Annotated in this window: 23 protein-coding genes, 1 tRNA gene and 1 pseudogene; 12 read left to right on the top strand and 13 right to left on the bottom strand. The window is 42.3% G+C overall.

Annotation, left to right across the window (positions count from 1 at the left end):
* Positions 1-153: 153 nt before the first annotated feature.
* A complete protein-coding gene (locus AC5590_RS32765; protein ID WP_169267409.1) occupies positions 154-1,587 on the top strand; it encodes a serine/threonine-protein kinase in 1,434 nt (477 codons plus the stop codon).
* 62 nt (positions 1,588-1,649) lie between these two features.
* Here AC5590_RS32765 and AC5590_RS32760 read toward each other — a convergent pair whose 3' ends face one another.
* The 3 genes from AC5590_RS32760 to AC5590_RS32750 are packed head-to-tail and all read right to left on the bottom strand — an operon-like array spanning position 1,650 to position 4,189.
* Positions 1,650-2,003 (bottom strand): DUF5615 family PIN-like protein, encoded by a 354-nt coding sequence (locus AC5590_RS32760; RefSeq protein WP_169267408.1) that lies wholly within the window; start codon positions 2,001-2,003, stop codon positions 1,650-1,652.
* Positions 2,000-2,236, bottom strand: coding sequence for a DUF433 domain-containing protein (locus AC5590_RS32755; protein ID WP_169267407.1), 237 nt, complete (start codon positions 2,234-2,236; stop codon positions 2,000-2,002). The genes AC5590_RS32760 and AC5590_RS32755 overlap by 4 nt, the downstream gene beginning before the upstream one ends.
* Before the next feature lie 27 nt (positions 2,237-2,263).
* Positions 2,264-4,189, bottom strand: coding sequence for a serine protease (locus AC5590_RS32750; RefSeq protein WP_169267406.1), 1,926 nt, complete (start codon positions 4,187-4,189; stop codon positions 2,264-2,266).
* A gap of 170 nt (positions 4,190-4,359) precedes the next feature.
* On the opposite strand from AC5590_RS32750, the gene AC5590_RS32745 reads away from it, so the two are divergent.
* Entirely contained in the window at positions 4,360-4,512 is a 153-nt protein-coding gene (locus tag AC5590_RS32745; protein ID WP_498824346.1) for a hypothetical protein, read from the top strand.
* Positions 4,513-4,608: 96 nt separating this feature from the next.
* Here the strand turns inward: AC5590_RS32745 and AC5590_RS32740 are convergent, their stop codons facing one another.
* The 4 genes from AC5590_RS32740 to AC5590_RS32725 form a co-directional block, all read right to left on the bottom strand.
* Positions 4,609-5,385 carry a S1 family peptidase gene (locus AC5590_RS32740; protein ID WP_169267405.1) on the bottom strand — a complete coding sequence of 259 codons (777 nt, stop codon included), beginning with the start codon at positions 5,383-5,385 and terminating at the stop codon, positions 4,609-4,611.
* A gap of 22 nt (positions 5,386-5,407) precedes the next feature.
* Positions 5,408-6,022, bottom strand: a complete 615-nt coding sequence (locus AC5590_RS32735; protein ID WP_169267404.1) for a COP23 domain-containing protein — start codon at positions 6,020-6,022, stop codon at positions 5,408-5,410.
* Between the two features lie 361 nt (positions 6,023-6,383).
* Positions 6,384-6,923, bottom strand: a complete 540-nt coding sequence (locus AC5590_RS32730) for a hypothetical protein (protein WP_169267410.1) — start codon at positions 6,921-6,923, stop codon at positions 6,384-6,386.
* A gap of 118 nt (positions 6,924-7,041) precedes the next feature.
* Entirely contained in the window at positions 7,042-7,278 is a 237-nt protein-coding gene (locus AC5590_RS32725) for a DNA-directed RNA polymerase subunit omega (protein ID WP_169267403.1), read from the bottom strand.
* Positions 7,279-7,429: 151 nt separating this feature from the next.
* Between AC5590_RS32725 and AC5590_RS32720 the strand changes: the two genes are divergently transcribed.
* A complete protein-coding gene (locus AC5590_RS32720) occupies positions 7,430-7,849 on the top strand; it encodes a fasciclin domain-containing protein (protein ID WP_169267402.1) in 420 nt (139 codons plus the stop codon).
* 240 nt (positions 7,850-8,089) lie between these two features.
* Here the strand turns inward: AC5590_RS32720 and AC5590_RS32715 are convergent, their stop codons facing one another.
* Positions 8,090-9,553 carry a glycoside hydrolase family 13 protein gene (locus tag AC5590_RS32715; protein WP_169267401.1) on the bottom strand — a complete coding sequence of 488 codons (1,464 nt, stop codon included), beginning with the start codon at positions 9,551-9,553 and terminating at the stop codon, positions 8,090-8,092.
* Between the two features lie 175 nt (positions 9,554-9,728).
* On the bottom strand, positions 9,729-10,049 hold the full coding sequence (locus AC5590_RS32710) for a DMT family transporter (protein ID WP_169267400.1): 321 nt from the start codon (positions 10,047-10,049) through the stop codon (positions 9,729-9,731).
* A gap of 458 nt (positions 10,050-10,507) precedes the next feature.
* Here AC5590_RS32710 and AC5590_RS32705 point away from each other — a divergent pair, with 458 nt between their 5' ends.
* Together AC5590_RS32705 and AC5590_RS32700 are read left to right on the top strand one after the other, a co-directional pair.
* A complete protein-coding gene (locus tag AC5590_RS32705) occupies positions 10,508-12,268 on the top strand; it encodes a WD40 repeat domain-containing protein (RefSeq protein ID WP_169267399.1) in 1,761 nt (586 codons plus the stop codon).
* A 330-nt stretch (positions 12,269-12,598) separates the two neighbouring features.
* Positions 12,599-12,823 carry a hypothetical protein gene (locus tag AC5590_RS32700; protein ID WP_169267398.1) on the top strand — a complete coding sequence of 75 codons (225 nt, stop codon included), beginning with the start codon at positions 12,599-12,601 and terminating at the stop codon, positions 12,821-12,823.
* Between the two features lie 217 nt (positions 12,824-13,040).
* On the opposite strand, the pseudogene AC5590_RS32695 reads toward AC5590_RS32700, so the two are convergent.
* A pseudogene (locus AC5590_RS32695) lies at positions 13,041-13,372 on the bottom strand (ATP-dependent zinc metalloprotease FtsH); the annotation flags it as partial.
* Between the two features lie 50 nt (positions 13,373-13,422).
* Between AC5590_RS32695 and AC5590_RS32690 the strand changes: the two are divergent.
* From AC5590_RS32690 to AC5590_RS32680, 3 genes are all read left to right on the top strand, one after another.
* Positions 13,423-14,445, top strand: coding sequence for a T6SS phospholipase effector Tle1-like catalytic domain-containing protein (locus AC5590_RS32690; protein ID WP_169267397.1), 1,023 nt, complete (start codon positions 13,423-13,425; stop codon positions 14,443-14,445).
* Positions 14,446-14,534: 89 nt separating this feature from the next.
* Positions 14,535-16,172, top strand: a complete 1,638-nt coding sequence (locus tag AC5590_RS32685) for a peroxidase family protein (RefSeq protein WP_169267396.1) — start codon at positions 14,535-14,537, stop codon at positions 16,170-16,172.
* A 188-nt stretch (positions 16,173-16,360) separates the two neighbouring features.
* Positions 16,361-17,542: a catalase family protein gene (locus tag AC5590_RS32680; RefSeq protein ID WP_169267395.1), complete on the top strand. Its 1,182-nt coding sequence runs from the start codon at positions 16,361-16,363 to the stop codon at positions 17,540-17,542.
* A gap of 98 nt (positions 17,543-17,640) precedes the next feature.
* Here AC5590_RS32680 and ftsH read toward each other — a convergent pair whose 3' ends face one another.
* Positions 17,641-19,581 (bottom strand): ATP-dependent zinc metalloprotease FtsH, encoded by a 1,941-nt coding sequence (gene ftsH / locus AC5590_RS32675; RefSeq protein WP_169267394.1) that lies wholly within the window; start codon positions 19,579-19,581, stop codon positions 17,641-17,643.
* A gap of 76 nt (positions 19,582-19,657) precedes the next feature.
* Complete coding sequence (locus tag AC5590_RS32670) at positions 19,658-20,326, bottom strand: DUF1614 domain-containing protein (protein ID WP_169267393.1); 669 nt, start codon at positions 20,324-20,326, stop codon at positions 19,658-19,660.
* Between the two features lie 397 nt (positions 20,327-20,723).
* On the opposite strand from AC5590_RS32670, the gene AC5590_RS32665 reads away from it, so the two are divergent.
* The 4 genes from AC5590_RS32665 (at position 20,724) to AC5590_RS32650 (ending at position 24,632) form a co-directional block, all read left to right on the top strand.
* Positions 20,724-21,848: an AI-2E family transporter gene (locus AC5590_RS32665; protein WP_169267392.1), complete on the top strand. Its 1,125-nt coding sequence runs from the start codon at positions 20,724-20,726 to the stop codon at positions 21,846-21,848.
* Between the two features lie 520 nt (positions 21,849-22,368).
* Positions 22,369-23,700 (top strand): APC family permease, encoded by a 1,332-nt coding sequence (locus AC5590_RS32660; RefSeq protein WP_169267391.1) that lies wholly within the window; start codon positions 22,369-22,371, stop codon positions 23,698-23,700.
* An 18-nt stretch (positions 23,701-23,718) separates the two neighbouring features.
* Positions 23,719-24,387 (top strand): class I SAM-dependent methyltransferase, encoded by a 669-nt coding sequence (locus tag AC5590_RS32655; RefSeq protein WP_169267390.1) that lies wholly within the window; start codon positions 23,719-23,721, stop codon positions 24,385-24,387.
* A gap of 173 nt (positions 24,388-24,560) precedes the next feature.
* Positions 24,561-24,632, top strand: a tRNA-Lys gene (locus AC5590_RS32650).
* Positions 24,633-24,769: 137 nt separating this feature from the next.
* Here the strand turns inward: AC5590_RS32650 and AC5590_RS32645 are convergent.
* A partial coding sequence (locus AC5590_RS32645; RefSeq protein WP_169267389.1) for a WD40 repeat domain-containing protein occupies positions 24,770-26,271 on the bottom strand: 1,502 nt, incomplete at its 5' end.

Raw genomic sequence — 26,271 nt, 5'->3', positions numbered from 1 at the left:
AATCTTTCCCTCTCCTTAATAAGGAGAGGGATGCCCGACAGGGCAGGGTGAGGTTCCGTATCATGGCGTAGATATCTTCTGCTAAATCAGATTCTATGCCACAATCGGTATCAAGCATCAGGTGAGGAACTTGTGCACCTAATGGTGAATCAAATGCTAGGAAGAACGCTCCGGGGGCGCTACGAAATTATAAAACATTTGGGAACAGGGTTTAGTGAGACTTATCTGGCTCTAGATAAAGACTTACCTGGCAAACCATATTGCATAGTTAAGCAACTCAAGCCCCAGCTTCGGGATCCGTTTGTCTTACAAACAGCCACACGTTTATTTGAAACGGAAGCACAAGTCCTGTATAAGTTGGGAAACCATGACCAAATTCCGCGACTTTCAGCGCATTTTGAGGAAAATGGAGAATTTTATTTAGTTCAAGAATTTATAAACGGTGATATTCTAAGCAACGATATCATACCAGGTAAACAGTGGAGTGAAGATAAAGTTATTAATTTTTTGCAGGATATTTTAAAAATATTAGAGTTTGTTCATCAGCAGAATATTATTCACCGAGATATTAAACCTTCAAATATTATTAGACGTACCTCAGATGGCAAATTAGTTCTGATTGACTTTGGGGCAGTCAAAGAAAAAATCAGTACCTTGAAACCTAACTCTCAAGGAAAGACAGTCCCTATTGGTACTCCCGGCTATGTGCCAAGTGAACAAGCTATTGGCAATCCAGAATTTAACAGCGACATTTATGCTTTGGGTATCACTGCTATCCAAGCCCTGACAGGAATTTTGCCTAAACAACTCCCAAAAAATCCAGAGACTCATGAAGTTGTTTGGCGAGATTTGGTACAAGTTAAACCTCAGCTAGCAGATATTTTAGACAAAATGGTGCGTTATGATTCTCGTAAGCGCTATCAGTCAGTCAATGAGGTTTCGCAAGCGCTTTCAAGCTTAGTCACAAAAAATAAATTAAAGAAGTGGCAAAATACAAAGATTGCTTTAGCTTTAGTGTTTATTGCTCTTGTCCCTTGTATAGCCGTGTTGGTTCCAGAAATACGAGATAAAATATTCGCTTCATCACATCATGATTCATCACTTTTGACTTATGATAGTTCTAACTATTTTATGATTAGGATGAAATATCCTAAATCTTGGAGAATTCAAAAGATAGAAGATAGATTTACTGGTGATGTTGCTAAATTCTTTCTTCCTCAAAACAATAGTTCCAATTCTTTTCAACCAGAACTATCTGTAGAAATGCAAGACTTGCAAAAACCTATTTCATTACCTGAGTATACAAATTCAAAAGTTAATGAAATCACCCAGTATTCAACAAGTCCTAGAATTCATGAATCGCATCCAGCTAAATTGGCAAATCTACCAGCACATGAAGTTATTTACACAGGAAAGCAAGAGCAAGTTAATGTTAAGATGATGGCGGTTTGGACAGTAAAGGATAGCAAAGCATACATTGTGACTTACACAGCAGAAGAAAGTCAATATGATGCGTTTTTAAAAACTGCACAAGCAATGATTAATTCGTTGGAGATTCGGGAAAACACGTCCACGCCATCCAAGTAAGAAAAACAGAATTTTCCTCGTTCCCTGGCAGAGCCAGGGAATGCATAACCTGAGGCTCTGCCTCAATAGTGAACGATGATTGAATCGCGAGTCATTTCAATATAGGAATGACTAACAAATAACTCACTTAAGAATTGCAAATTAGCTGCGAATATTGCCTCTAATTCTAGGTTATTAATATTACCTGTGGTAATAAGAAGTAATTTATAAGGCTCTTTAATCGTTAAAAAAGAATTTAAAAAATCAGAATCCTTGGTAATTACTATACGGTTATCCCGTATTGAAATAGAATTAATCTCTGTATCTGATGTCGCATTTTTGTGAGGTAAGTCTTTTGTATGAATTGTATCGTAGCCAGCAGATTCCAGGAATCGAGCGAGTCGAACAGGTAATTGAGCGTCAACAAGAAATTTCACGAGGCAATTTTATAGATACTTTTTACTTGGCTAAGGCGAACTGCAAACTGTAGAGCAGCTAAAATGTCTTCCCGCTCTAAATCCTCATAATCTGCTAAAATTTCACCTATTGTCATGCCAGAACTAAGCAATTCGAGAATTAATTCTACAGGATAACGAAGTCCTCTAATACAAGGCTTGCCGTGACACACGTCAGGATTATAGGTAATGCGTTGTAAAAGGTTAGTAGTCATATTGTTTTTTTCGTAATTATATAAATATCATTGACTGCGAGATGGGCGAGATATTATCTCCTTAATCTTAGGATTTTCTAAAAGCTTTTTCGCATCTGCTATTAGCTTATCCCCCCAGAATTGTTCTTTGAGAAACTTTAAATCAGCAAAACGTTTGTCCAAACGCAAAGCTGCTTCTGCCATCGTTAAACCCCGTTGCTGCTCTCCTTTACTATAAAGTGCCACTGCCAGAGCTAATTGGGGTTCTACTAATTTGCTGTCATTATTAATAGCGGTTTGAAACTGACGGATAGCTCCTTCTATATCTCCTTGTTCGTATTTGAGCAACCCAATGTTATTGTAGGGAGGTGCCAATTTGGGGTCTAACTGAATTGCCTGGTTAAAATCTGCCAGGGCTGCTTGCTTGTCTCCCGACTGATAGCGGAGAACACCCCTGTTGTTGTAGGCAAGTGCTAATTTGGGGTCTAACTGAATTGCTTGGTTAAAATCTGCCAGGGCTGCTTGCTTGTCTCCCGACTCATAGTGGAGAAGACCCCTGTTGGTGTAGGCAAGTGCCAATTTGGGGTCTAACTGAATTGCCTGGTTATAATCTGCCAGGGCTGCTTGCTTGTCTCCCGACTCATAGCGGAACTTACCCCTGGTAATATAGGCATTTGCATCTTTAGGATCTAACTGAATTGCCTGATTATAATCGGCGAGCGCTGCTTGCTTGTCTCCCAAATCATAGCGGATATCACCCCTGTTGGTGTAAGCAAGTGCCAATTTGGGATCTAATTGAATCGCCTGGTTAAAATCAGCGAGCGCTGCTTGCTTGTCTCCCAACTCCTGGCGGATAACACCCCTGTTGTTGTAGGCATTTACATGTTTGGGATCTAACTGAAGTGCCTGGTTAAAATCGGTAAGCGCTGCTTGCTTGTCTCCCAACAAAGTGCGGATACAACCCCGTACTACGTAAGCAAACGCATTTTTAGGACTGAGTTGCAGTAACTTGTTCACGTCCTCAAGAGCTGCCTGGTACTTTTTCAGATAATAGTAAGCGAGACCTCGTCCATAGTAAGCATCAGGATTATTGGGATTAATCAGCAAGGCTTGGTTGTAATCAGCAATAGCTCCTTGGTAGTCTTTTCTATTTTTCTTAGCTCCCCCTGAGCTAATTAAAGCTTCAGTTCTCCTTAGTCTTGCAAACGTTTTCCTTATATCTGCTTGTCCTGCAGTAGTTAGATTTGGTTTAGCACCTGGTTGTTGTGCGGTTACTGGCGAACTTACCGGACGATTTAGAGTTCTTAAAACCATGTTAATCGGAATTCCTAACCTCCAACCTTCCAACAGTCGTGTTCCTTGTACCGTAAGATTTTGATCAAGTCTTGCTGCGTTAATCCCCACCACACGACCATTTTCATCTAGTACCGGACTACCACTCATTCCGGGTATCGCCTGATTGTTATATGCCAAACCATAACCTTGCTGTGGGTTTTTGCTCAGACTTTCAATGATTCCAGCAAAGGTAAGATAGCTGGATTTGTTGGTTTTATCTGATAAATCATTAACCGAACCCCAACCTACCACATAAACTGTCATCCCTTGCCTGATTTGGTCAGAGTTACCTAAACTCGCAAGGCGGTAATTTTTCTTGCTTGTGAACTGCACAATTGCAGCGTCCAACCCAGGTAGTTCTTGCTTGTAGTAAACTGGGTAGCGACTGCCATCAGGTGTTTGAATTTCATATCTCCCATCGTTAGTCACCACGTGCTGATTGGTGATCACAGAATAAGTGTCACCTTTACGTTCAAAAATCACCCCAGAACCAATACCTTCACCAGTAATCAGAACAGTAAATTCTTTCGCAATGTCGCTGATTTGTGTTGGAGATAATGCGACAGCGAGTTGAGGTTGCACCATTACGACTGCTGCACCCATCAGCACCGGTGGTAGATGACGAGAAAAGAAATTCATATTTAAATTTTGCCCTAATAATTGTTATATCAAAATTAGTAGTATTAAGTTCGCTGAATTGCTTATAAATCCTGAAGAACCTCACCCTGCCCTATCGGGCATCCCTCTCCTTATTAAGGAGAGGGAAAGATTTTAGCGCAGCTAAAATCAAGGGTGAGGTAAAACGCGAGATGTACACCACCATCGTAAGGCGAATGTCTCGTTCCTTGTCTCTGGCAAGGAATGCAGCAATGGAGGCTCTGCCTCCTGAGCTACCAGAGGCAGAGCCTAAGCGAACTGCATTCCCAGGCTGGAGCCTGGGAACGAGAGTGACTGCGGGGTAAACCTCACCCTGCCCTGTCGGGCATCCCTCTCCTTAATAAGGAGAGGGAAAGATTTTAGCAAAGCTAAAATCAAGGGTGAGGTAAAACGCGATGAGGTTAAGGAGTGGGGTTTTTCGCATTTTTCCATGTCTCAATCGGAATCCCCCAGCTAGATTTACTCATTTTCTCTCGCAAAGGTTGTTCCGGTTGAGTTCCATCCTGATACACGTAAGGATTACCCCAAAGAGGTTCAGCGTGCATTCCATTGATAGCTACCACCTCACCAAAGCGATTGAGCAGTGGTCCTCCACTCATACCTTTTTGTAAATCGTTAGTATATCCAATTTGGTAGCCACCTTCTAAAGCTTTCTTCAGAATTAAAGAAACTTTACCTATTCTAAAAACAAAGCCTTGGTCTTGATTTGTGTCAAAATCAAAGGGAAATCCAGCTGCAAACACTTCATTGCCGACATTCAGACTTGATGCTGAACCAATAGAGGCGATCGCATAGCTGAGTTTAGGACTGCGAAACTGCAAAACAGCCAAATCATTGTTTTTAAAGTAGGGAGGAGAGTCTTTGGTGCTAGGGACATCAGCCACATACACATAACCGTCGGGGGTTTGAATTTGATAGGGAGGTTTGCCTGACTTGAGTACATGAGCATTCGTCAGTACTGTATAAACTGAGCCTTGTTTGTGAATCAGAATACCTGACCCCAGAAAGTCTTTTGACAAGACTTTGACTGTAATCGACTTAGCTTTGTATTGCAGTTGGTTTCCCAAACGTTGTTTTAACGGTTGCTCAACACAAACCCCGACATTCGGTGCTGATGCTACCGAGGAGATTGATAAACTACCAATACAGGCAACCAGTAGAAGTAAGCGCCATTGCATGTTGATTTAGTTTGCAATTTGCTTAACATTTCCAAAGAGGTTGTCCTGCGGGACAAGATGTGCTTTCTCTACCTTCCATCTTAGAGAGGAGTTTTTGGACATCAAGGTAAGCTGCGTCTTTTTCTGAGGAAACAACATCTCTGCTGCTGTCACCACCTAGTTCAACGATTCCAGGACTAGCCCCACCGCGACTATTAAACAGTTGTTGTAGAATATCTTCAGGATTTTTACCAGGCTTGAGAGTGAGCAATATTCCCTCAGGTAAACAAGGACCACCTTTTTCGGCAGCAACGCACAATACAGGTTGACGCTCAGATCTACCAGTGCGGAGGAAATTTAGCGTCCCATTCTCGTAGAATCGTTGGAATCTGGCAGATATTTCTTCACAGCGCCTTTCAGGAATCCAAGGAGGAGCAAATCCTGCATCAACCCAGCGAATCATCGGGATGTTTCCCCGTGAGGTGCGAACCAGTGTTGCTGGAACACCTTTGCTCATTCCGCAGAAGAACTTTTGGTTTTGAGCATAACTTGGCTGAGTCAGAGTTGCTGTGGAGGTGATGGTGAAGGCGACGGCGTAAAGCGCACTGCTTTTACGAACCTTCGGACTGAGTATATCCGCAAATAAATTGAGTTTCATAGTTATTTCAATCGTTATGAAACTATATTAAAATATTTAGTTTTCGTGAGTTATTTTCCTGATTTGATCAAGACTTATAAGTAGCCGTCATGGGAGCATCCCAAATGTGTAAAAATATATTTTGTCATTGCGAGCGTAATGAAATGAAGCGAAGCAATCGCAACATCTAGACTTTGCGATTGCTTCGCTCCACTACGTTCTGCTCGCAATGACAACTCATCATGTTGGTAAATTGGCAAAATTGGGATGTTCCCGCCGTCATGAACTGCGTACACCAATAACGCATAAAAATATTCTCCCTCTCTCCCTCTCTCCCTCACTCCCTCTCTCCCTCACTCCCTCTGTCTTTATTTTCAAGTCATCACTTAAGTAACTGCGCACCGCCTTGTTTGGGTACTCGTCTGGGAGTTGGGGTTGTGTTCTCTGGCGCTGATGAGGAGGGAGTGGGGGTAGAAGCTGGTGTACTTTGGGAATTAGGATTAAAAACATTTACTAAAGCTTGCACCAACGCATCCCGCTGGCGACGGTTTAGCCGTGCAATAACAGCGCGATCGCCATCAAAAGGATTTTTTTTCAGAGTATCATTCCCAGGATAAGTCGTCTCATACATCACTTCATTAGCACCCAGGTAATCAGCCAAAGTCAGCTTCCAATCCAGTCGATAGTTTGATGGACGTCCCTTCAAATAGGAGTGATACCGTATCATACGACTGACCAAGGTGTTATTTTCTGAAACTTTGCCCGTTTCTTTGCTAACGTACTGATTTTCTCGCGCTAAGTCGGGTAATTGTTGATAAACTGCTTGCCAAGCTTCACCAGGAGTAACTCTTTGAGCGTCAGCCGGTTGGGAAGAACTCAAAACAAGTAGACTAATCAGTATTATCCCAACTCCCCTAATCATGTGCTGCAAGGGGAGATGGGGAGGGAAGGAGAGTGAGAGAAAGCGGGAGTGAGGGAGATGAGGGAGTCTTTTATTCCCCTGCTTCCTTGTCTCCTGCTTCTTTGCAGTAGACATCACTCTAGACTTCACCAATAATTTCTGGTTGAGTCAGTTCATCAGACATTTCGATAATTGCCCTCAGTACTGGCTTCATCATTGTATCATCTGGATTGTCAAAGTCTTCGTAACGCCGACGCTTCGCACGATTTGCCACTTGAACTGTAATGCGGTAACGATTTGAGGCTGCACTAATTAGATCCTCAGCACGGTGCATAACTTGCGATTGAGTCGTCTCGAACTTAGAACGCTTTAGCATAAATTACTGGTTGAGTGAAGTCATTCTTTTCAGTTTAGCAGCACCAACATGCTTACCGCCCGCTGTTTAGTTACAAGCAACCTTTCTGTTGATAGAGGCTGATACTTTTTTATCACTTTATAAATATTTTGTAACCTCATAACATTATCTCATGCCTGACCTTGTTGACACTGCTATTAACGCCGGAAATTTCAATACGCTGGTGAAGGCGGTTGAAGCTGCAGAACTCCTAGAGATATTCAAAAGTCCTGGTCCCTATACAGTTTTTGCACCCACGGATGAAGCGTTTAATAAGCTACCACCTGGAACTTTAGATTCATTGCTGCAAGACATCCCCAAATTAAAAAATATTCTCATGTATCATGTAGCCTACGGGGATGCTATGCATGAGGATTTAATTGAAATTGACCATGCTGAAACACTAGAGGGGTCAATTGTGGCAATTGATTCTGCTGATGGTAAAGTGAAAGTCAATGACGCCAATGTCGTCAAAACTGACATTATTACCGACAATGGCGTCATCCATGTTATTGATGCAGTGTTGATGCCTGCAATCATTGCAGGAAAATAAAAGTGCAATCTACTGCACTCCTGCAAGGGTAGGAGAAGTCAACAACTAGGGGTGTAAGGGTGTAAGGGTGTAAGGGTTCCCATCAATAAATTGAGGGGGTTGATTTTTGACGCCATCAACCAAGTACTACCTATCTCGGTTGATATTTTTCATATTTTCCATTAATGAATTAAGGGGCTTGGAACCTTAAACTTCGGGGCTAATTACCCCTATACCCCTACACCCCTACACCCCTTTCATTTACCCTACACCTATAATGGAGCCTGAGCGTGGAGGAAGACTTAAAGTCAGACTCTTAGATTCTCCCTCAACACTCCACTCTACGTGTGCAGCGCCATACAAAAGCTTATTAGGTTGAGTGTTCAAATTTGTAATCTCAACATTTCCTTTTGCTTCAGCAGTACCAACGTTAACCGCAACAATCAATTCTTCTGTTCCCAAAACTCGCGCAAAGATATAGAGTGCTCCTTGAGCATATAGGACTTTGTAATCGCCTGTACGCAAACATGGGTAAGCGTGTCTTATGGCAATTAATTCGCGATGAGTCTTGAGAATTTCCCTATCCCAATTAGCTTCTAGTGGAAAACCACGTCGAGAGTCTGGATCAATAGCTCCTGGTAAACCAACTTCATCACCATAATAGATACTGGAAGCACCAGGAAAGGTAAGAAGCAGTAAAGTTGCTAATTCTGAACTTGCTTTATCACCACCAGCAATCGTCAGCAAGCGTGCTGTATCGTGACTCGCAAGTAGATTTAGTTGAGTCAGTTGAATCTCCCAAGGGTAAAGTTTCAAGAGTCGTTCAATTTTCTCAGCATACTCAGGCGCGAACAACGGTGGGTAGGGTTTGTAGTCGCGGCTTTGTACTTGTTCCATGACGACGCGATCGCCAGCGGTAAAACCAATAGTCGGTCCCGCAAACAAATAATTCATCACCCCATCAAATTGAGTTCCATCCAACCATTGACGGGAGTCTCCCCAAACTTCGCCGACAATATAAGCTTCGGGATTAATTGCTTTGACTCGCTGACGGAACTCTTGCCAAAAACCAGGAGTTCTAATTTCAAAAGGCACATCCAACCGCCAGCCGTCAATGCCGAATTTAACCCAATATTCGGCGATTTCCATGATATACTCTCGCACTTGGGGGTTATCATGATTAAACGCTGGCAGCGCTCGATTGTCATTCCAACCCACATAATTGGCAGGAAATTCACCATTGTAAGCAGAAACGGGCCAGCCCTCTATCTTAAACCAATCTACCCAAGGTGAATGAGGGCCATTTTCCAAAACATCGTGAAAAAAGAAGAATCCACGACTAGAATGGTTAAATACTCCATCCAGAACAACTTTGATATTCCGTGCGTGAGCAGCGTCTAGCAATTCCTTAAAAGCCGGGTTACCACCCAGCATTGGATCAACTTGATAATAGTCGTGTGTGTGATAGCGGTGATTGCAAGCTGACTGAAAGATCGGTGTGAAGTAAATGGCATTAATTCCCAGGTCTTGTATATAATCTAACTGCTCTAGAATCCCCCACAAATCTCCTCCCTTATAACCTTGGAGTGTAGGCATAGCTTCCCAATCTTCCCAAGCAGCATTTTGTAAAAGCCGTTTCCGGGGTTGTTTGCTTTTGGCAAACCGATCTGGAAAGATTTGGTAAAAAACAGCGTGTTTAACCCAGTCTGGTGTTTGAATATCCATGAATCACTCTTTATTTCTCCACAGCAATAGTTGCAGATCTCTGGCTCTTACGGCTCACACTTGTGGTAGAAAATTTAACGATTCATCACAAGACTGGCTTATTTGCCTACTTCTTCACTTCCTGATTTTCCGGTGGTGTGTTTTACCTAAAACATACTGTACTGTAGGCTCACGGTTAATGTGGAGAAACTAGCCTCAGTCCTATCACACCTATGACAATTAAGCCAATGCAAGTGAGGCGGCGCACTTCAAGAGGTTCTTGAAATAAAACTATACTCAACAAAACCGTACCAACAGCTCCTATACCTGTCCAGATAGTGTAAGCAGTTCCAAGCGGTAGTGTACGCAGGGCTTTAGACAAAAAGGTGAAACTGAGTATCATGAGGGTAATAGTGGCGACACTGGAACCAAACTTAGTAAACCCTTGTGCATACTTCAAACTAATTGCCCACCCTACCTCAAATAAACCAGCAATAAAAAGATAGATCCACGCCATGTGCTCGTTCCAATACATTACAATAATAAAAAGTATTTGAAAATACATTTTTTTAATGCACTTTCATATATCTTCTACCCCCTGTCTTAAAGTTAGTCTATGTAGCTGAAAATTGCTGTAAGTGTCTATGTTTAAAAAGCTAGGATAGAGCTTTTTTTCAACGAGTCTTCAAATTTGTTCAAATTTGAGCACAGTTTTGTCTAAAACTGCGTCCGGTGAAACAGTATTTCATGCTTTTGGTTAGGTAAAATCATCTATCATCTCAATTTTTTCAAGGCAAACTGGCTACGTCATCACTTGACTATAGTCATTTAGTGTCTATCAACACCAAAAGGTTGTGTTACATTAACTACTGAAATAACCGACTCCTTAAACAACTGAAGTTGATATACTAACTTGAGCGATTGCCTTGACTTAACTTAACGTAGGTATGCAAATACTGCGCGGCAGGAATGCAAATGGATTGGATTAGCTTACTAAAGGCTCAACAAGCTGATTTCCTTCAACGAATCAAAAAACCTAAGACTTACGATCTTTTTTTGCTGGAAAGTCAAGTCAAAGGTTGCCATAGCGAAATTATGGCATTTTGGGGCGAATCATTGGCAAAACTGCTGGAGATTGCTTGCAAACAAGCAGAAATTATCGCCAAAAATCCCCCTCCGACACCGCCTGAATATCCTGATTCTCCTGACTGGGCAATTCCCTTTCCAAGATACTTCCAGCACCAAGCGGAAGATTATCTTTTGCGAGAGCAAATTGTTGACCGAGTCATGGGCGATCGCCTAGGCAAGCAGGTGAAAAAAGTGGCACAAGATAGCTTGAACAATATAGTTCTAGATGATGAGGGAAATTTACGTGGTGAAAGCAAATTTCCCTACGTGCTTAGCTTAAATCCCAAAGTCAGTCTTCAGGTTTATGCTGCTGATGGAGAAAGTTTTAACAGTATCAAAAAAGACAAAGTTAGATGGTCGATCACACAAGAAGATTTAAAAAATCATCAAGTCTTAATTTTTCTATGTTTGTTTTACCCATTTACTGGTCAAAGAGGTTATGAAAAGCAAGTGATCGTAGCAGGTTTTTTACCCACAAATCAAATTGAATTTAGTGAGCCAAAACTACACATTACCCCAAGTCAGTTGTTGTACGCGGGAGGGCTGAGTTGGTATTTAGAATCACTGAGTACTCAAAAAGATAAGCTACGAGTCTTGAATGAAATTGTGATCACAGAAACAATTCAGACTTTACCATCAGACCATCCACTCAAGACAATAGTAGGTGAATGGGAATGCTGGCAGACCTTAAAAGGACATACCAGGGGAATTAATTGCCTAGCTTTCAGTCACAGGGGTAACAATGGGAACACATCTCCTCTTGTGGCAAGTGGTAGTCGTGGGGAGACAAAGCTATGGGATTTGACCAAAGGTGAGTTAGTAGGGACATTATCAGAACATCCTTGGATTTTTTCTGGGTTAGTTGATGAAGTGAATTCGCTGGCTTTCAGTCCAGATGGGCAGACATTAGTCAGTGCTGGTGCAGACTCCACAATTAAACTTTGGCACGTAGGGGCACAAGACTTGATTGATATTTTGCACAAGCATAATGGAATGGTGCGGTGTGTTGCCTTTACTCCAGATGGACGAATGTTAGCAACTGGGGGCGATGATAGAACAATTATGTTTTGGGACTTGATGCAGCGTCAGGTTGCTACTGCCTTATCTCTAGAAGATACAGCAGCCCATTCACTAGCGTTGAGTCCTGATGGACAAACTCTGATTACAGGGAGTTACCGCAAAATTAAAGTCTGGCGTATCTGCCAACAGGAAAGTCAGATACCTTTCGCTCCTGAGTTATTGCACTCGTTTACAGGTCATTCCCATATTATTCGTTCCTTGGCTGTCACTATGGATGGCAAAATTTTAGTCAGTGGTAGTCGAGATAAAACGATTAAAATTTGGCACTTAGAAAATGGGGAATTACTTCACACCCTCAACGGACACAGGGACGGAGTATACGCTATTGCGTTGAGTCCTGATGGACAAATTATTGCCAGTGGCAGTGCAGATAAAACGATTAAGTTGTGGCACCTAGAAACGGGAGAACTGCTGGGTACATTTACAGGTCACACACATACAGTTACGGCATTAGCTTTTACTGCTTCAGGAGAACTATTAGTGAGTGGGAGTTTAGATAAGACGATTAAAATTTGGCAGCGAAGTTAAGAAAACAACCATAAAGACGCAAAGGACACCAAAAAATTCTTTGTGCCTTTGTGTCTTTGCGCGAGTTTTCACATTTTTTATTGTCTGTAGGGAACTCTAAAAGGTATGGTCTTCGTTCTTTCAAAAGAGAAAAATATAACTTCTAGTGGCACCATCCGACCGGTTTCTATCCCCTTTGTGCATAAGTTAGTCTCACTCTCCACTATTAACAATCAGAAGGAACACAAACAAGCTAAACCTTTGGCTCAACTTAATATATGGGTTTTATCTCAGCTATTAACTTGATATCTCTTTTTTTCAGTAAACTCTCATTAACTTTGATTATCCACTATGAAACTCAACAAAAAGCAACTTGATTTACTTGGAACTTTCCTGGGTGTTGTTGCAGGTGTTTCCACTGTCCTCACTACCCAAGGGGTTATTGATCAGAAAGTTGGCGGTAGCGTTGGTGGTATTGCTACTGTTTTGCTAGGGGTTGTTGTCCAAAGACCGACCGATGCAGAACCAACTACTCAACAAGTAGAACAGGAAGAAGTCAAACAAACAAAAGTTTAACGAATATTGCGACTGCAACAAAGCACAATGCCGTAATGGGCTATTGGGCAATCAACTATTACTAACTTTATATAAATCAACCAGTTGAAGACATTTGTAGTTACTTAACTGTGATTTGAGGTCAGTTGCAGGTGAAAAAATTTAGGCGAAAAAAAGCGATCGCCACACCTTAGAGCGATCGCTTTTCAATAATCAATATAGATTCAATCCAAAATCCCTAAACCAACAAACTTTGCATCAAGGGCTTATCTTCTGATAACTTACCCGTCCGCAACCATTGCGCTAGTTCAGCGGGTGCTTTGGCTTGGTTGAAGCGTTCCCACAGTTGTGCGCCTTCCAGAATTTCCTTCTGCAACAGATCCTGTGCAGTCTCCTCCAGTAAGTCGCGGTTTTCTTGCAAAATAAGGCAATATGGTGAGCATTATCTACTATCTGCTTCACCTCGCAGTCAATTTCTTTGGCGACTTGCGGACTAATTGAACGACGCAGGTTACCATATCCTTCAAGAAACTGCTGTTGAGGTTTTTCAAATGCCACAGGATCAAGTTTTGGTATAAAATAATGTTGTTCTAATTACTCAAAGGTTTTGAAATAGAACTATGAAGAAACGTCTTGTAGTTTGTTGTGATGGAACCTGGCAACAGTTAACAAATCCTTACCCAAGCAATATAGTTAAACTGGCTCAGTCCGTGAAACCGATCGCCAATGATGGGGTTCCACAAGTCATATTTTATGACGCAGGCATTGGAACCGAGAGTCAAAAGGTTTTAGGCGGAGCTATGGGACTAGGAATCGATGCAAATATTGAAGATGGCTACCGATTTCTTAGCCTCAACTATGTTAAGGGTGACGAAATCTATCTGTTCGGCTTCAGTCGTGGTGCTTACACAGTTAGGAGTCTAGTGGGGATGATCTATTGCTCTGGTCTTCTAAGCCGACCCCATGTCACCAAAACACATGAAGCTTACGAGCTTTATCGTAGTCGGGGTGTTAAACCTAAGGATCAGGAAGCAAAAGAATACCGTAAAACTTACGGAGAGAGCGTGCCGATCACCTTACTCGGTTGTTTTGACACCGTCGGTGCCCTTGGTATTCCTGGAATACCCGCCTTCAAACAGTTGAACGAGCAGCTGAATAAGCGGTATAGATTCCATGACACGACTTTAAACAAAGATGTTCAGAATGCATTGCACGCTATGGCGATCGACGAAATGCGCGAAGTCTTTGATGTAACTCCCATGAAAAAGAATCCTGACGCCGAAAACCAGCGAGTGATTCAAAAGTGGTTTCCAGGTGCGCATGGTTGCGTTGGCGGTGGAACCGAAGAATACAGGGGGTTATCAGATGCTGCCCTACAGTGGATGATTGACTCCATCGGTAACCTAGGATTGGGGCTTGACTTAGATCCAAGTGTGATTCCCACAGGCATTAACCCGGATTATGAATGTGACTTTAAAAACGATGCTGGATTCTTTAAATTGGCAGGAATCAAGTTGCGTGAAATCGGCGATGTTATTGAAGATCTTCATGAAAGCACGGTTAACCGTTTGAAAAGTCGCCAGGACTATCGACCCAAGAATCTCCAAAAAATTCTCGACAAACTGAATGATGTGAGTTCTTGACATTAACTCCCTTTTAGCAATAGCGGGGGATTCTAGATTGAATCAGTCCATTCAATACATCATGTGAAAAAAGAGAGGAAAAAACAATTATGGCTGGAAAAAGAGACACATCTAAAGACGGATTAGACAATAAAATTCAAACATTCGTTTTAACAAATTTTAAAGGTGTTTGGAAATTTGTACAAAGCAATCAATCTCTGGCACGCAAAGTTAACAAAACTCTAATCAATAGTCTCATCTACAAAATTCCTACTCGTCCTAATCCCTACAGTATGATGACTCTAGATGAGCAGATTCCTGATACTAACATTCAGAAGAAAACTGATACTTATACTTCCTGGGAATCACTCAATGATCGCACTTATATTGGACGGCATTTACCGCCTGATCCAAAGTTGAACTCCCAGAAGAATTTGCCTAAAGTCGAAGATTTGGCGATTTTATTTCGTAAAAGAGATGGTAAAACGATTTATTCTAGCAAATCGACTATGCTGTTTCCCTATTGGGTGCAGTGGTTTACCGATAGTTTTCTCCGCATCGATCACAACCAGGGTCATAAATTAAAAAATACTTCAAACCATGAAATTGATTTGTGTAATGTTTATGGTTTAACCAGAAAACAAACACATCTTTTAAGAACCTTTCAAGGAGGTAAATTCAAAACTCAAAAACTCAAACGTCAAGATGGCATAGAAGAAGAATATCCCTTGTTTTACTATGCTGATCCAGCACAGGGTAAAGTTGATCCTCAATTTAACGGTCTTTATGAACCCGTCAATGATGAAAAAAGACAGCCTCCAGACAAAAAACAATATCTGTTTGCGATGGGAGTAGAACGAGCAAATGTGCAAATTGGCTATGTCATGCTCAACACTCTATGTATCCGGGAACATAATCGTCTTTGTGATGAGTTAGTACGCAGTTATCCAGACTGGGATGATGAACGCCTCTTCCAAACCGCGAGAAATATTCTCATGGCGATTATTTTAAACATCATTATGGAAGAGTTTATTAACCACATAACTCCCTATCACTTTAAGTTGTTTGCCGATCCTGCGGCTTTTACGAAGGAAAGTTGGTATCGTCCCAATTGGATGACAATTGAGTTTGATTTTGTTTATCGCTGGCATAGTTCAATTCCGGATACCTTTAAGTATGACGGCAAACCAACCCATATTGCTGCATCTCTCTGGAATAATAAGATGTTTATTGATAAAGGTTTGGGGGCATTAATGGAGGAAACTTGTTCCCAACCAGGTACAAGAATTGGTTTATTCAACACTCCTGATATACTGGTTGAATTAACAGAGTTACCCTCTATCAGATTAGGACGACAGCTACAATTAGCAAGCTACAACGATTATCGAGAAATGTGTGGTTTCCCCAGAGTGACCAAATTTGAGCAGATTACTGGCGATGAATTTGCTCAAGAGAAACTCAAAGAATTATATGGTGATGTTGATAATATTGAGTTTTATGTGGGAATCTACGCCGAGGAGGTGCGGAAAAATTCAACTATCCCTCCCTTAGTAGCACGCTTAATTGGAATAGATGCCTTTTCTGAGGCGCTGAATAATCCTTTACTCTCACCCAATATCTTCAATAAAGACACTTTTTCTCCTGTGGGTTGGGAAATTATTCAAAATACCAAGACTGTTTCAGATTTAGTGAATCGCAACGTTCCTCCATCAGACAAGAAGTACAAAGTGACTTTTGACCTTCAATAAATTTGCAAGATTTCACATCGGCTTTTAGTGCGATGCTCATGTGAGGCAAGCACTTTGTGCGATCTCCGCGTAATCGACTTTGGCGGGCACAAAGTGCCATCGCTCTTAACAATACCCCTTTAACTCTGTCACCAAAACAGAGGGGATTTTCTTACATTTTTCGTTCAAATACTAAGCTGTTTTGAAAAATGAAACTATTTACCGAATACCCAGAAAAAGACGAAGCCAAATATTGCGATCTCATGCGTGAACTCGTCAAAAAGAACATGGAAAATCTTTACGGAGGTGAGAAGAAAAAAACTGCAAAGAGAGACACCCATTCTAAAACCCACGCTGCTGTACAAGGAAGTCTAGAAATCTTTGACTTTGATGAAGCAGCAATTAAGCAGGAATTGAGCAAACGCACCTCATTAACTGAAGCTCAACTCAAAGCCATTTCCCTAAAACAAGGTTTATTTGCAAAACCCAAACAATATCCGGTTTGGCTACGATTTGCTAGTGGTGCGTTTTCAGTTAAGAATGATTATGAAGGAGATACGCGCTCAATGGCCGTAAAAGTGATAGGGGTAGAAGGAGAGCGATTATCACAAAGTCACGAGTTCCACACCCAAGATATTATTGTCCACAATACCGAACTCTTTTTTATTAGAACTATCAAAGACTTCCACAGCTTTTTTACGGGGGTTTATCGAGCAAAGCTGTCTCCGTTTCTTATACCGTTCATACTTTTATGGAAAAAGTTGCATCCCTACGAAATCTCACTTCTAGAAACCAGTTTCAAACGGTTTCCCAAGACTTTGCTCATAGAACGTTATTGGAGTGCTTCGGCGTATTCTTTGGGACTCAAATCTGATTTTGATCCATCCCAACCAGGTCGAGTTCCTGTGGAATATCCAGTTGTGATTAAATATGCATTTACTCCGGTTTCGAGTCAACCACCTCATCAACAGCTTCCTTTAGAGTCCAGATCAGAAAGTGAGCTTCAGCGTGCCAAAGCCTCAGGTTCAGAGGACAACTACTACCGAGAGGATATCATTCAAACTTTAGCAAAGCCTGATGCTGAATATTGTTGGGATTTTCAAATCCAATTTCAAACTAGCCCAGAGATGTCCATTGATGATAGTACCATTGCTTGGAATGAAGAGGAATCACCCTTTTTTACAATTGGTCGTCTAACAGTTAAGCATCAGAAGGTTAATTCTCCCAAAGAAAATGACTTTGGGGAAAATCTCAGTTTTTCTCCTGGGAATGGTCTAGCAGTGCATCGTCCTGTCGGTGCGATCAATCGATTACGGAGCATTGTTTATCCTATTGTTGCTGATGACCGTCACGAAAAACGAGGAGTCAAATATCAGGAACCAACTGTGTAAATTTTCGTTTTTAAAAACAATAGGTTCATAAAAAAGCGATCGCACTTCCTTTTGAGCGATCGCTTTTCAATGATCAATATAGATTCAATCCAAAATCCCTAAACCAACAAACTTTGCATCAAGGGCTTATCTTCCGATAACTTACCCGTCCGCAACCATTGCGCTAATTCATCTGGCGCTTTGGCTTGGTTGAGGTGTTCCCGCAGTTTTGGACCTTCGAGAATTTCCTTCTGCAACAGTTCTTGTGCAGTCTCCTCCAGTAAGTCGCGGTTTTCTTGCAAAATACTCAAGGCAATATGGTGAGCATTATCTACTATTTGCTTCACCTCGCGGTCAATTTCTCTTGCCACTTCGGGACTAATTGAACGACGCGGGTTACCATATCCTTCAAGAAACTGCTGTTGAGGTTTTTCAAATGCCACAGGACCAAGTTTATCACTCATACCGTAGAGGGTAACGGTGCGTTCTGCAAGGTCAGTCGCTTTTTGGATATCGTCACTCGCACCTGTGGACACTTTGCCAAAGACGGTTTCTTCTGCAGAACGTCCACCCAATAGGGTTGCAATCCGACCACGAATTTCGTCTTCTATCATCAAAAAGCGGTCTTCTTCTGGCATTTGAATGGTGTAACCCAAAGCACCAACACCACGAGGGACAACAGAGATTTTCTCGACTTTACCAGCTCCTGGCATCAAAGCGCCGATGATGGCGTGACCAACTTCGTGATAAGCAACTGTCTTTTTCTCGGTTTCGTTGAGAACGCGAGAACGTTTCTCCAAACCTGCAACAACACGCTCAATGGCTTCGTTAAAATCAGCCGTCGTCACTGCTTGTTGATTTTGGCGTGCAGCAAGGAGTGCAGCTTCGTTGACAAGGTTCGCTAAATCTGCACCAGCAAACCCAGGTGTTCTGATGGCGATCGTTGCTAAGTTCACATCATCAGCCAATTTGACATTTCTGGCATGAACTTTGAGAATCGCTTCACGACCAATTTTGTCAGGACGATCCACAACCACTTGACGGTCAAAACGACCAGGACGACGCAGTGCTTGATCTAGAATTTCCGGACGGTTGGTAGCGGCGATGATGATGACTCCAGTATTGGCATCAAAGCCGTCCATTTCGGTGAGTAACTGGTTGAGGGTTTGTTCGCGTTCATCGTTACCACCCATCATTGAACCACTACCGCGAGATTTACCCAGTGCGTCCAATTCATCAATAAAGACGATACAAGGCGCTTGTTGTTTTGCTTGCTCGAATAAGTCACGGACTCGTGCAGCACCAACACCAACAAACAGTTCGATAAATTCAGAACCAGAGATACTGAAGAAGGGGACAGCAGCTTCACCAGCAATTGCTTTGGCGAGGAGTGTTTTACCCGTTCCTGGAGGTCCAACCAGCAAAACTCCTTTTGGAATCTTCGCTCCTAAGTTTGTGTATTTCTCAGCATTTTTGAGAAAGTCAACAATCTCTTCCAGTTCGACTTTCGCTTCATCTACACCAGCAACATCCAGAAATTTTACACCAGTGCTACCTTCAGAGTAGATGCGAGCCTTACTTTTACCTACTGTCAGTGCAGCGGGACCACCGCCACCTCGATTGAGGAAAAAGCCCCAAATAGCAATGAAAATTAATGGTGGTGCAACCCAGCTTAAAACAGTGCCAATCCAACCATTTTGGTCTGGTAGTGGTGCGGCAAACTCTACCTTATTGTCGCGCAGAATTTTAGGTAAATCTAAGTCGAGCGCCACTGGTGTTGTTGCAAAGACTTGTTCTGTAGGTTTACCATCTGGGGTTTGGGTTTTAATCGCATACTCAATGCGATCGCCCCCCACAATCGCCCGTTCTACTTTTCCTGTTTGTACCTGAGCAATAAAATCGCTATAAGGAACTTGCGGTAATTTAGGACCAAAAAAGCTAGGAACAATCAAGTTCAGCAGAAAAAGAAGGGTCAATAGAATGAGTAAGCTACCACCAAACTGACGTATTTTTGGTAGTTTGATTTGACGTTTTTTCTTATTATTAGTTTCAACTGGCATTTGTTGATTTACCCTCCAATCTTTTTTCTATTGCTCGTTATTTGTTCTTTATTTATAGAAATAGCAAATAACTATCTCACGTTAATAAAAGAGCGAATAAACCACACAAAGCGATACCATCAAATACCCCTGCACCACCAATACTTAGAACTCCCGAACTCATTGCTTGAATGTCCTTCAGATGCAGTAAGTCAGCACCAATTAATGTTCCAAGAATGCCACCAGCAAAAGCAACGGGAGCAGCATGGTTTGCAGCAATTAACATTGCAGACAAAGCAGCAGTCAAAGGAGCCAGCAACGGATTCATTTGTATGCCAATTCCAGGGACAACACGCGCTGCGTAATAGCTAACAGCTGTTACAATGGCTGTTACTGATAGAATAGCGAGAGCGTTTCCTTGTGTAAATTGATAAAGTGCTAACAACACAGGGATCAAGCCTCCCCCCACATTCAGAGCTATCACAGTATAACGTTGTACTTTCCCAAGGGGTATACCCCAATATTCCCTCACCCACAAAGAAGCAAGGTCATTTGCCACTGTTACAGAGGATTCGGTACGGTACAAAGGGACATTGATGGTACTGGTCAATATCACTAGCGTAAATAATAAAGTTGCGATAGATGGGGAAAACCCTAATTTTGCAACTGCAATTCCCACCACGTCTACTGCTACAACAAACGAAAAAAAAGGTAGCAGCAATAATAACACCAAAAATAGCAGCAGCGACACTGGCAAGTAAATCATGGCGGTTTACAATGCAGAGTGTTGTCTGTTGCTCTGCTTAAATTTATTTTAAAGAATGAGATATATTTTTATATTTCGTGTCTCCCCCCCTAGATAAATGTGAATTGCCGTACTTGTTATGCAAAATCAGCTTGGATTTGTTTTCAAAGTGTTTCTTCTCTCGGCTGGACTCTCAGCTTTGATTAAGTATATTCTTCCGAATTTATATATTCCAGCCACAGCAACCAACGCCCTCGTGATCGTTTTTTTGCCGAGCGTCATTCTGACAAGTGTTTTCTTATGGCGACTCCAACGACGGCAAAATTAATCAAAAACCTGTAGGCGGGAACTGCTAGAATTAGCTAGCCTTACTGCATTAAGAAGAAGAAGCAGTTCGTCAACAGCCAGGAGTCAGGTAGTGAATCTAGGTCAATGGATAGGGTTAATCGCTTTAGTTATTTCTTTATATATTCTGTGGCAGATTCGGGAAGTCCTGTTGCTGATGTTTGCCGCAGTTGTCTTAGCAACTACCCTAAATCGACTGGCTAGAAGGTTCCAGCGCTCTGGAATGAAGCGTGGAATTGCGGTTTTGTTATCAGTAGCCATTTTTCTCGGCTTGATTGTACTCTTCTTCTTCGTGGTTGTACCGCCTTTTGCAAAGGAGTTTCAAGACTTAACATATCAAGTACCCAAGGGTTTGAATCGTTTTAATGGTTGGTTTGACGAATTCAGATCTCGCATTCCTGACGAAATCATTCCATATATACCTGATATCAACAGCCTAACTCAACAAGCACAACCATTTATTAATCGAGCACTGGGAAACTCCTTTGCGTTTGTATCCGGCTCTTTGGAAGTTGTTCTTAAGATTTTGTTGGTACTAGTTTTGACAGGGATGTTATTAGCAGATCCCCAAGCTTACCGCAAAGTATTTGTACGCGTGTTCCCCTCATTTTATCGGCGGCGGGTAGACGGAATTTTAGATAAATGCGAAGTGTCGTTGGAAGGATGGGTAACCGGCGCTTTAATTGCTATGAGTGTTGTGGGACTGATGAGCTTAATTGGCTTATCAATTTTGCGCGTGCGTTCAGCACTGGCTTTGGGAGTTTTAGCAGGATTTTTGAACTTGATTCCTAATCTTGGTCCGACAATGAGTGTTGTACCAGCAATGGCGATCGCACTTTTGGATGCTCCCTGGAAAGTTCTTGCAGTATTCATTCTCTACTTTATCATCCAGCAAGCTGAGGGCAATTTCATTACGCCCGTTGTCATGGCGCATCAAGTGTCGCTGTTACCGGCTGTCACCTTGATTGCTCAGTTGTTTTTTGTCACATTCTTTGGTTTTCTAGGCTTGTTTCTTGCACTACCCCTAACAGTTGTGGCTAAGATTTGGGTGCAAGAAGTGTTAATTAGAGATGTTCTAGATCAATGGGGTGAGAAATCTCATATAAAAACTGAGTTTGTGCTTGTTTCTGATGAGCAACAAACAGATAAATCTGCCCAAAAGAAGGCTAATGATGAGGATCAGCCAATTAGTCAATAGCCTGTAATATAAAAGCTTTTTCTGCCAAAAAAAAAATTGACAACGCGCCTATCATCGCCCCATCCTGACAGGCGTATTTGTACTCTTGGCAATATGCTTTGCGTCAAGCCTCCGGCTTATCGCCTGACCAGTTCGCACACTACTTCTGGAGTATAGCTTTTGTTAGTGCCATTCGTCTATGAGAGCAGTGTCTAACTGGGGTTGACATTTTTATGTCACATTCGGTAACTAAGCTAAAGATTACGACAAAGGCAAAGACGAAAAGCATTTGAAAATTACCTAAAGAGGAATAATCATGAATCAACTCCGTATTAAAGTCCCAAGCAATAAACGCTCTTCAAACAAAGGGAAATTTTTGGTATTGACAAAAAACACAATCTGTAAAATAAATTCCTCGCCCAAAGATATCTGGAAAACAGGAATATACCTAAAGTAGATAAAAAAATTTCCACTAAAGCTTAAGCTTTTATTCAAGTTGTTTACTCCTGGCTAACTACCAAAATTCCAGGTAGTTTCTTATATGGCAACAAAAGTAACAGTGCCAAAACCTACACTTTCAACAATTGACGCAATTGCCTTGATTGTTGGGATGGTGGTTGGTGTAGGCATATTTAAGACACCAGCCTTAGTTGCAGCAAATGTACAGAGTGGAGGTATTGCACTACTAGCATGGTTACTAGGTGGAGGGATGTCTTTGGTTGGTGCACTCTGTTATGCAGAGTTGACGACTGCTTATCCTGATGCTGGGGGAACTTATCATTATCTGATGCGTGCTTTTGGCAGAAGCCCTGCGTTTTTGTTTGCTTGGGCGCGGATGACTGTGATTCAAACTGGTTCGATTGCTCTACCAGCCTTCGTGTTTGGGGATTATGCTTCTCAGTTATTACCTCTAGGGGAATACTCTTCAGCCATTTACGCTATAGGTGTGGTCATTTGCCTGACAGGTTTGAATATTGTAGGTGTGCAGCAAGGGAAGTGGACTCAGAACTGGCTAACGGCAGCAAAAGTCCTCGGTTTAGTGCTAATAATTATTGTTAGTATTTTCTTTGCCCCACAAGTATCGCCAAATACATCGACTACAGCTACTCAAAACGCCGCTTTTGGTCAGGCAATGATTTTTGTATTGCTAACCTATGGTGGTTGGAATGAAGCTGCCTACATCTCAGCAGAAGTACGGGATGGCAAACGCAACATGGTGCGTGTGTTGTTAGGAAGTATTGCCATCATCACAGTCATTTTTGTGTTGATTAACCTAGCATTCATTTACGGCTTGGGACTTGCAGGTTTGGCTTCATCGTCAGCACCAATAGCTGATTTGATGCGTAGCGCTGTTGGAGAAAATGGAGCAAGATTCGTCAGCTTCTTAATTGCGGTTTCAGCCTTAGGTGCAGTTAATGCCACCATTTTTACTGGTGCCCGTACTAACTACGCTTTAGGGCGTGACTTTCGGAATTTTTCATTTCTGGGACGTTGGCAAGAAAGTACTGGTACCCCTAGGAATGCCTTGGTGGTTCAAGGGGCAATCTCCTTAGCACTGGTGGTACTCGGTGCCTTAACTCGCAAAGGTTTTGAAACAATGGTAGATTACACAGCTCCAGTGTTTTGGTTGTTTTTTCTCCTGTCTGGGGTAGCATTACTGGTTCTGCGCTCCCGAGAGCCAAATGTTCCCCGTCCTTTCCGTGTGCCTCTTTACCCTTGGACACCATTGCTATTTTGTGCAATTTGTGCATACCTACTATACTCTAGCCTAACTTATGCAGGTATTGGAGGTATCACTGGAGTGATTATTCTTTTAACAGGTATTCCTTTACTGCTCCTCAACCGTCAACGAACCACTTCCACAAATCCTTAATTCATGGAGAGATATGTCATGAAATTACAGGCAACGTTAAAGGTTTTGTTTGCAACAGTCAGTGTAAGTAGCCTAATGTTGGCTGGTTGCACTCAGCAAGAACAACTGAATTCCCAAGCACAGAATGAAGCGTCTCCTTCTGCCGTAGAAGTCCAGCAAAGATCTACACCAAGTGCTCAACCTGCGGGACGGACACCTGATGTTGTGTACGTACCAACACCTCCGGAAGTTGTCAATAGAATGTTGACAATTGCTAAGGTTGGCAAAAATGATGTTCTATATGACCTTGGTAGTGGAGATGGACGAATTCCCATTGCTGCAGTACAGAAATATGGTGTCAAAAAGGCTGTTGGTATAGATATAGATCCACAACGCATCAAAGAGGCTAACGAAAATGCTCAAAAAGCAGGACTCACTGGCAAAGTGCAGTTTCTCCAACAAGACTTATTTACTACTGATTTTAGTGATGCAACAGTAGTAACTCTCTACTTGCTACCTGAACTCAATGTCAAATTGCGTCCGCAGATCTTGAAACTCAAACCTGGTACCCGTATCGTGTCGCACGCTTTTGATATGGGTGAATGGAAACCTGAGAAAACCGAGCAAGTGGATGGAAGAACAATTTACTTCTGGACTGTTCCAAAACAAATTCCGGCAAATTTACAGCAGTCAACTCCTAGCAGTTAATGAGCGTAAATTCAACAGGTTTCAAGCAGTATAAAAAAGACTTTCATGAAATAAGAACGTAAAACAAAGCGGAGTCGAGCGCGATGAAAACAATTTATCTCGCCTCGACTTAACTGAATTTGCTGGACAAGCTTTGCTTTGAGGTGATAAGATATAAATCCTAATGTTGCTTAGGGTGACTAGCTCAACGGTAGAGCAGTGGACTCTTAATCCATTGGTTGCGGGTTCAAATCCCTCGTCACCCATTTTTTGAATCCAGGTTGTACATTAACTAATTATTTGTCACTGTTAACAGATTAATGTCATTTTTCACTAATTCTTGTCATTGTTAACAGATTGACTGACAAAAACTGTCTAAATCGCTGGAGATTTGAATCCGGCATTACTTTCTATTAAGAACATCATCACAAAGGTGACGGTCATCCTTAACATTGGGGTTATTGTTCAGATAATCAGAAGCCCAATCACAACCACGTATTAATAAGTTATCCAAATCCATATTCCATAGTATTACTGTGTTGTCATCACTACCAGTGGCAATCGTCTTGCCATCCGGGCTGAACACCACACTATCGACAGAACCGCTATGCCCCTTAAGGGTATGCAGTTCCTGCCCAGAGAGATTCCATAGCTTCATGGTGTTGTCAGAACTACCAGTAGCAATCGTCTTGCCATCCGGGCTGAACACCACACTTAAGACTAAATCGCTATGCCCCTTGAGGGTATGCAGTTCCTGCCCAGAGAGATTCCATAGTTTTACTGTCTTGTCTGTACTACCAGAAGCAATCGTCTGACCATCCGGGCTGAACAGCACACTCCAGACTGCATCGCTATGCCCCTTAAGGGTATGCAGTTCCTGCCCAGAGAGATTCCATAACTTCACGGTGTTGTCTTCACTACCAGAAACAATCGTCTGACCATCCGGACTGAACACCACACTTGTGACTACACCGCTATGTCCCTTCAGGGTATGCAGTTCCTGCCCAGAACGATTCCATAGTTTCACCGTGTTGTCTCTACTACCAGTGGCAATCGTCTGACCATCCGGGCTGAACACCACACTCCAGACTGCATCGCTATGCCCCTTAAGGGTATGCAGTTCCTGTCCAGAGAGATTCCATAGTTTTACTGTCTTGTCTTTACTATCAGTAGCAATCGTCTTGCCATCCGGGCTGAACACCACACTATAGACTTTACCGCTATGCCCCTTTAGGGTATGTAGTTCCTGCCCAGAGAGATTCCATAGCTTGACGGTATTAAAACTCCAAGTAGCAATTGTCTTGCCATCCGGGCTGAACACCACACTATTGACTATTTCATTACCATCATTCCCCTTAAGCGTATGCAGTTTCTGCCCAAAGAGATTCCATAGTTTAATTGTCCTGTCCCAACTACCAGTAGCAATTGTTTTGCCATCCGGGCTGAACACCACACTTAAGACATAACCGTTATGTCCCTTCAGGGCATGCAGTTCCTGCCCAGAGAGATTCCACAGTTTTACTGTCTTGTCATAACCAGCACAAGCAATTGTCTTGCCATCAGGGCTGAACATTACACTTGTGACTTGATTCCTATACCCCTTCAGGGTATGCAGTTCCTGCCCAGAGAGATTCCATAGTTTAACTGTCCTGTCCCAACTACCAGTAGCAATAGTCTTGCCATCCGGGCTAAATACCACACTTGTGACTTCACGCATATGCCCTTTAAGGGTATGCAGTTCCTGCCCAGAGAGATTCCATAGCTTCACTGTATTGTCTTTACTACCAGAAGCAATCGTCTTGCCATCCGGGCTGAACAGCACACTCCAGACTGCATCGCTATGCCCCTTGAGGGTATGCAGTTCCTGCCCAGAGAGATTCCATAGCTTCACTGTATTGTCTTTAC

This window comes from Brasilonema octagenarum UFV-OR1 (assembly GCF_963888615.1).
GTDB classification, from domain to species: domain Bacteria; phylum Cyanobacteriota; class Cyanobacteriia; order Cyanobacteriales; family Nostocaceae; genus Brasilonema; species Brasilonema sennae.
Note: the sequence above shows the minus strand (reverse complement) of the source record. Positions and strands in the feature narration are given on the sequence as shown.

Coding starts and splice junctions, on each gene's coding strand:
- AC5590_RS32690 (WP_169267397.1), top strand. CDS start 13,423: ATGAAGAAACGTCTTGTAGTTTGTTGTGATGGAACCTGGCAACAGTTA.
- AC5590_RS32660 (WP_169267391.1), top strand. CDS start 22,369: ATGGCAACAAAAGTAACAGTGCCAAAACCTACACTTTCAACAATTGAC.
- AC5590_RS32745 (WP_498824346.1), top strand. CDS start 4,360: ATGTACACCACCATCGTAAGGCGAATGTCTCGTTCCTTGTCTCTGGCA.
- AC5590_RS32680 (WP_169267395.1), top strand. CDS start 16,361: ATGAAACTATTTACCGAATACCCAGAAAAAGACGAAGCCAAATATTGC.
- AC5590_RS32710 (WP_169267400.1), bottom strand. CDS start 10,049: ATGGCGTGGATCTATCTTTTTATTGCTGGTTTATTTGAGGTAGGGTGG.
- AC5590_RS32740 (WP_169267405.1), bottom strand. CDS start 5,385: ATGCAATGGCGCTTACTTCTACTGGTTGCCTGTATTGGTAGTTTATCA.
- AC5590_RS32750 (WP_169267406.1), bottom strand. CDS start 4,189: ATGAATTTCTTTTCTCGTCATCTACCACCGGTGCTGATGGGTGCAGCA.
- AC5590_RS32705 (WP_169267399.1), top strand. CDS start 10,508: ATGGATTGGATTAGCTTACTAAAGGCTCAACAAGCTGATTTCCTTCAA.
- AC5590_RS32765 (WP_169267409.1), top strand. CDS start 154: ATGCTAGGAAGAACGCTCCGGGGGCGCTACGAAATTATAAAACATTTG.
- AC5590_RS32655 (WP_169267390.1), top strand. CDS start 23,719: ATGAAATTACAGGCAACGTTAAAGGTTTTGTTTGCAACAGTCAGTGTA.
- ftsH (WP_169267394.1), bottom strand. CDS start 19,581: ATGCCAGTTGAAACTAATAATAAGAAAAAACGTCAAATCAAACTACCA.
- AC5590_RS32685 (WP_169267396.1), top strand. CDS start 14,535: ATGGCTGGAAAAAGAGACACATCTAAAGACGGATTAGACAATAAAATT.
- AC5590_RS32735 (WP_169267404.1), bottom strand. CDS start 6,022: ATGAAACTCAATTTATTTGCGGATATACTCAGTCCGAAGGTTCGTAAA.
- AC5590_RS32730 (WP_169267410.1), bottom strand. CDS start 6,923: ATGATTAGGGGAGTTGGGATAATACTGATTAGTCTACTTGTTTTGAGT.
- AC5590_RS32725 (WP_169267403.1), bottom strand. CDS start 7,278: ATGCTAAAGCGTTCTAAGTTCGAGACGACTCAATCGCAAGTTATGCAC.
- AC5590_RS32700 (WP_169267398.1), top strand. CDS start 12,599: ATGAAACTCAACAAAAAGCAACTTGATTTACTTGGAACTTTCCTGGGT.
- AC5590_RS32670 (WP_169267393.1), bottom strand. CDS start 20,326: ATGATTTACTTGCCAGTGTCGCTGCTGCTATTTTTGGTGTTATTATTG.
- AC5590_RS32755 (WP_169267407.1), bottom strand. CDS start 2,236: ATGACTACTAACCTTTTACAACGCATTACCTATAATCCTGACGTGTGT.
- AC5590_RS32720 (WP_169267402.1), top strand. CDS start 7,430: ATGCCTGACCTTGTTGACACTGCTATTAACGCCGGAAATTTCAATACG.
- AC5590_RS32715 (WP_169267401.1), bottom strand. CDS start 9,553: ATGGATATTCAAACACCAGACTGGGTTAAACACGCTGTTTTTTACCAA.